4 protein-coding genes and 2 pseudogenes are annotated in these 5,507 nt (G+C 66.7%); 3 read left to right on the top strand and 3 right to left on the bottom strand.

Features of this window, described 5'->3' with window-relative positions; genetic code table 11:
* From JCM9942_RS10225 to JCM9942_RS10215, 3 genes and pseudogenes are all read left to right on the top strand, one after another.
* The coding region (locus tag JCM9942_RS10225) for a DUF4126 domain-containing protein (protein WP_157722862.1) at positions 1–292 on the top strand (292 nt) is incomplete at its 5' end.
* A gap of 31 nt (positions 293–323) precedes the next feature.
* Positions 324–2,153, top strand: coding sequence for an EAL domain-containing protein (locus JCM9942_RS10220; RefSeq protein WP_054659450.1), 1,830 nt, complete (start codon positions 324–326; stop codon positions 2,151–2,153).
* Positions 2,150–4,473: pseudogene (locus tag JCM9942_RS10215) on the top strand (ATP-binding protein). The gene JCM9942_RS10220 and the pseudogene JCM9942_RS10215 overlap by 4 nt, the downstream one beginning before the upstream one ends.
* Positions 4,474–4,480: 7 nt before the next feature.
* On the opposite strand, the gene bfr reads toward JCM9942_RS10215, so the two are convergent.
* The 3 genes and pseudogenes from bfr to JCM9942_RS20240 all read right to left on the bottom strand — a co-directional run.
* Positions 4,481–4,951, bottom strand: a complete 471-nt coding sequence (bfr, locus tag JCM9942_RS10210) for a bacterioferritin (RefSeq protein ID WP_054659448.1) — start codon at positions 4,949–4,951, stop codon at positions 4,481–4,483.
* Between the two features lie 120 nt (positions 4,952–5,071).
* Positions 5,072–5,281: a (2Fe-2S)-binding protein gene (locus JCM9942_RS10205; RefSeq protein ID WP_054659452.1), complete on the bottom strand. Its 210-nt coding sequence runs from the start codon at positions 5,279–5,281 to the stop codon at positions 5,072–5,074.
* 86 nt (positions 5,282–5,367) lie between these two features.
* A pseudogene (locus JCM9942_RS20240) lies at positions 5,368–5,507 on the bottom strand (RNA pyrophosphohydrolase); the annotation flags it as partial.

Raw genomic sequence — 5,507 nt, 5'->3', positions numbered from 1 at the left:
GAAGGCCGGTACCCGCGCCTTGCTCAACACCTCGCCGGAGCCGGCCAGCAACTGGGTCGCATCCACCGCCGAGGATGGCGTGGTCATCGGCGGGCTGGCGCTGGCGCTGGCCAACCCGTGGCTGGCGCTGGTGTTCGTGATCGGCGCCAGCCTGATCGGTGCGCTGACGGTATGGCTGATCTGGCGCATGCTCTGGCGCGGATTGCGCCGCTGTTCGCCGCCCCCCCCGCCCGCTGCGCGGCCCGCACAAGCGCCGGCACCGGGCGATCATTCGCTGCCACCGTCGGCTTGACCGCATAATCCACGGTCGACCGGGAGTACCGATGGCCACCAACGACACTGTGATTTCCTCCGCACGACCGATCCGCGCGGAAACCCCACCGGCCAATTACTGGCAGCGCTGGAGTGTGGAGAACGTGCCTGCCAGCATCACCCAGCCCGAACAGACGCAGGCACCCGCCCCGGTGCCTTCGGCGGCCCGCAACGAGAACAGCAATCATCAGGCCGCCGGCGAAGCACCGTATCGCGTGCTGATCGTCGAGGACGACCGCTCCCAGGCGCTGTTCGCACAAAGTGTGCTGCACGGCGCCGGCATGCAGGCCATCGTGCAGATGGAAGTGGAGGGCGTGCAGCAGGCCATCACCGAGCACCGCCCGGACCTGATCCTGATGGACCTGCACATGCCCGGCCTGGACGGCATGCGCCTGACCGCGCTGATCCGCCAGCGGCCGGACCAGCAGCTGCTGCCGATCGTGTTCCTGACCGGCGATATGGATCCCGAGCGCCAGTTCGAGGTGCTCGACAGCGGCGCCGACGACTTCCTGACCAAACCGATCCGGCCGCGCCATCTGGTGGCAGCGGTTTCCAACCGTATCCGCCGCTCACGCCAGCAGGCACAAGGACGCAGCGACACCGCGCCGGTGATGAACAATCCCGAGACCGGCCTGCCCACCCGCCACAACCTGATGCTGCAGCTGGACACCGCCCTGGCCGAACGGCAGCCCGGTGGCGTGATGTTCATCGAAGTGGCCAGCGCCCTGGGGCTGCGCGAACGCTATGGCTATGCCGCCTTCGAACGGCTGATGGTGCAGGCCGGACGACGCCTGGCCGAGGCGGCGCGGCCGCATCTGTTGGCCCGTCTGAACGACAACAGCTTCCTGCTGCTTACCCGCGGTATCGACGAAGAAGCACTGGCACCGCTGGCAGGCGCGGTGCGCCAAGCGCTGTCGGCCCATCCATTGATCGCGCGCGAGGACGAATCGGTCCACCTGCGCTGCGCCATCGGCTATGCCGGCCTGTCACACGGCTTCGCCGATGCCGGCAGCGCGCTGGAGGCGGTGGAGCGCACCGCGCTGCTGGCACGCCTGCACCCCGACGGTCTGGTGGCTTACCAGGGCAGCGAAGACGCCACGCATGAACACCTGGCCCTGCTGGACGGCCAGATCGAACTGGCCTACCAGCCCATCGTCGCTGTCGCCGGTGGCGACACCGCCCAGTACCAGGTGCTGCTGCGCCTGCGCCAGAGCAACGGCACCCTGCTGTCCGCCGGGCAGGTCATTCCCGCCGCCGAAGCCGCCGGCCGCATCGCCGACCTCGACCAGCAGATGCTCGACCACGCACTGGGCATGCTGCACCTGTACCAGCATGCCACGCCACCGATGCGGCTGTTTGTCTCGCAGTCGCTGCGCACACTGGCGCGCGAGAGCTTCGCCAACTGGCTGTTGAATGCACTGCAGGAGCGCCAGGTGCCCGGCAGCTCGCTGGTGGTGGATGTCCGCCTGGGCGACGCACTGGTGCATGCGGTCACCCTGCAGCAGTTCTGTACCCGGCTGATGCCGGCAGGTGTGCAGTTCTGCCTGAGCCAGTTCGAGCCCGGCGACGAGGCCAATGCACTGCTCAGCCAGTTGCCGCTGAGCTACGTCCGCATGGCCGGTCGCTTCGCCGGCAGTGCCGGCAGCCAGAAACTGCGCGATGAGCTGCGGCTGGCCATCACCAGCGCCCATCACGCCGGGCTGCAGGTCATCGGCCAGCAGATCGAGGACCCACAGGCCGCCGCAGCGATGTGGATGAGCGGGGTCGACTTCATCCAGGGCAACGTGGTGCAGTCGGTGGGCACGGAGCTTAACTTCGATTTCCAGAACGCGGTGCTATGAGCGGGCGCTCGGCCGAGCACACACCGTCAGCCACCGGATGGGCGATCGCCGCGGCGATGCTGGCGATCGCCGCGGCAGCATGTGTCTGGCTGCTGCCGCCCCGCTTCGCAGCCCTGGCCGCAACCGGCGCCATGCTCGGCGCTGGCGCCTCCGCCCTGTTCGCCGTTTTCGCCAGCCGCCACCTGGCAGACACCCTGGCACTGCAGCGAAGCCGCGCGTTACAGAGCGAGCGCGAACTGCTGCGACTGCGGCAGGAAGAGCAGCGACACACCCGGCTCGAACAGCAGCTGCTGCAGGCCAAGCAGGAGGCCGAGGCTTCGACCCTGGCCAAGAGCGAGTTCCTGGCCACGATGAGCCATGAGATCCGCACCCCTCTCAACGGCATCATCCCGATGCTTGAACTGGTTGCGCAGGGACACCTGGAGCCGGAACAGCGGGAGATGCTCAACACCGCCAGCGAAAGTTCGCGCCAGCTGTTCCGCATCGTCGATGACATCCTCGATTACTCCAAGCTTGAAGCCAACCGGCTGGAGCTGGAGATCACCACCTTCAACCTGCGCGAACTGCTCGATTCGATGCTGCAACTGATGCAGCGTTCGGCCGAGCACAAGGGCCTGCGCATCACGTTGGCACTGGATCCGGCGGTACGGCTTTCGGTGCGCGGCGATCCGGTACGGTTGCGCCAGGTGCTGAGCAACCTGCTGGTCAACGCGATCAAGTTCACCGAGCGCGGCAGCATCCAGATCCAGGTCAAACGACTGGGCGAAACCAATGCCCAGCACCAGCTGCGCTTTGAAGTGCACGACACCGGCATCGGGATCGATGCGGCCCAGCAGGAGCGCCTGTTCAACGCCTTCACCCAGGCCGATGCCTCCACCACGCGGCTGTATGGCGGCACCGGGCTGGGACTGGCCATCTGCAAACGCATCATCGACCTGATGCACGGCAGCATCGGCGTGGTTTCCACCCCGGGCAGCGGCGCCACGTTCTGGTTCGAGATTCCCCTGCTGAAGGTGATCGGCGATCTGCGCCAGACGGCTCCGGTAGAGAACAAGACTCGGGTACTGCTGGTCACACCCGAACCGCGTCTGCGCCAGCGGCTGGAGCTGGCACTCCCGCACTGGGGCTTTGCGGTCCACGCAGTGGATACGGTGCAGGAGGCGCTCGAGCGCCTGCGCAATGGCACCGCATCCAACGCCTATCACACCGTCATCGGCGATCTGGAACCCCTGCGCCAGAGCGCCCTGGCACTGCAGCGCGCCATCGCCCGCAACGAGCACGGCGACCTGCGCCTGATCTGGCTCTACGGAGATATGCCGGTCGCCGAAGAACTGCGCGCCCATGGCAACCTGCTGTCACGGCAAAGCCGGATGCGGATCTGCGCGCAATGCTGGCGCCGGTGATTCAGGCGCCAACACCGGCGACGCCCGCCCCGCAATCGGCAGCCGCCCAGGCCGAGCCGGACACCCCCACCGCACTGGCCGGAGCACGCGTGCTGCTGGTCGAAGATAACCCGGTGAACCTGCTGGTCGCGCAGAAGCTGATGGCCGTCCTCGGCTGCGCGGCCGACACCGCAGTCCACGGCGAGATCGCCCTGCAGAAGATGCGCGCACAACGCTACGACGCGGTGCTGATGGACTGCCAGATGCCGGTGCTCGATGGCTACAGCGCCACGCGCCGCTGGCGCGAGCACGAGACCGCTGCGGGCCTGCACCGACTGCCAATCATCGCGATGACCGCCAACGCCATGGCGGGCGATCGCCAGCGCTGTCTGGATGCCGGGATGGACGACTACCTGTCCAAGCCCATCGCCCGTGACGAGCTCGCCGCCTGCCTGCGCCGCTGGTGCAAACCGGCCTGCGCAGCCACTGCTTCCGCGGTGCCGGACATGCACCCTGCGATGGCCCCCCCTCCGGTGGAAACGCCATCCAGCATGCCGCCGGCCACTTCGCTGCCGGTGCTCGAGCGCGAAGTGCTCGATGAGCTGCGGGAAATCGCCGGCGGAGAAACCGCCACCATCATCGAGGTGTTTCTCGATGACACCGCACCGCTGGTCCGTCGACTGCAGGACGCGGCGGCCAACGCCGATCTGGACCAGTTGCGCGAGCTGGCCCACAGCCTGAAATCCTCCAGCGCCAATGTCGGCGCGCTGGCGCTGTCAGCCGCGGCGCGCCGGGTGGAACTGGATGCCCGCGCCGGCACCCTGGAAAGGCCGGCGGTGATGGTCGCGCTGATCATCGCCGAGTTCGCGCGCGCGCGCCTGGCACTGACCGGCTACCAGGCCGGAATCCGCGAAACCAACAGCACCGTCGACCACTGAAGCCGGATCAGTCGTCCAGCTTGGTCAGCAGATAATTCGGCTCGCCGATGCGCGCGATCAGATCCAGCTGGGTTTCCAGCCAGTCGATGTGCTCTTCCTCGGAATCGAGGATCTTCACAAACAACTCGCGGCTGACGTAGTCACCGATGGACTCGGCGTAGGCCACCGCATCGCGCAATACCGTCACCGCTTCGATCTCCAGCGCCAGATCGCACTTGAGGATCTCGGTGGGATTTTCGCCGATGCGCAGCTTGCCCAGCGCCTGGAAGTTCGGCAGTCCTTCAAGGAACAGGATGCGATCAGACAGCACGTCGGCGTGCTTCATCTCGTCGATCGATTCCTTGTATTCGTGTTCGGCCAGTTCCTTCAGCCCCCAGTTCTTCAGCATCTTGGCGTGCAGGAAGTACTGGTTGATGGCGGTCAACTCGTTGTAGAGGACCTTGTTGAGGAATTCGATGACCTTGGCGTCGCCCTTCATTGCACTCGCTCCCGCAGTTGAACGCGGGCACTGTAACGCTTGCGGATGCCGCATGAAGGAACGCGAATCGTGATCATTAGCCCCAACACGGGCTCACCTTGGGGGAAGCCCCGCTGGGACTTACGCGGCGCGGGCCATCCCCAGGACGGGGAGCGGCAGGGCCCGGGTGTTGCGGGCCTGCTCCAGCAGGCCGGCCGCCATCTCCAGACAAGAGCCGCAATTGGACCCGCACCCGGTACGCATCGTCAGCTCTGCCACCGTTTCGCAACCCGCCAGTGCGGCTTCGCGGATCTGGTGATCGGTAACTCCGGTGCAGATGCAGACGTACATGATGCGTGGGCCTTGAGCAGCCGGAAGCGGCTGATCGAGATTCAAACGCAAACGCGAATAGTTGTCAATTCCGGGGTGAACCGCCCCTAATCCTCCTGGAGCCGTCGCCGCGGCCAGGGCCCGGTCCGGCGCGTTCGCTTGCGTGGCCGCTCATGCCCGGCACTGCTGCCCGGCAACCACGCCTCCTGTGCGGATCGCGGCATCGCCTGAATACCGCCCCCGCCAC

The sequence above is a fragment of the Stenotrophomonas pictorum JCM 9942 genome (genome assembly GCF_001310775.1).
Lineage (GTDB): Bacteria > Pseudomonadota > Gammaproteobacteria > Xanthomonadales > Xanthomonadaceae > Stenotrophomonas > Stenotrophomonas pictorum.
This window is presented reverse-complemented; position numbering and strand designations above follow the sequence as displayed.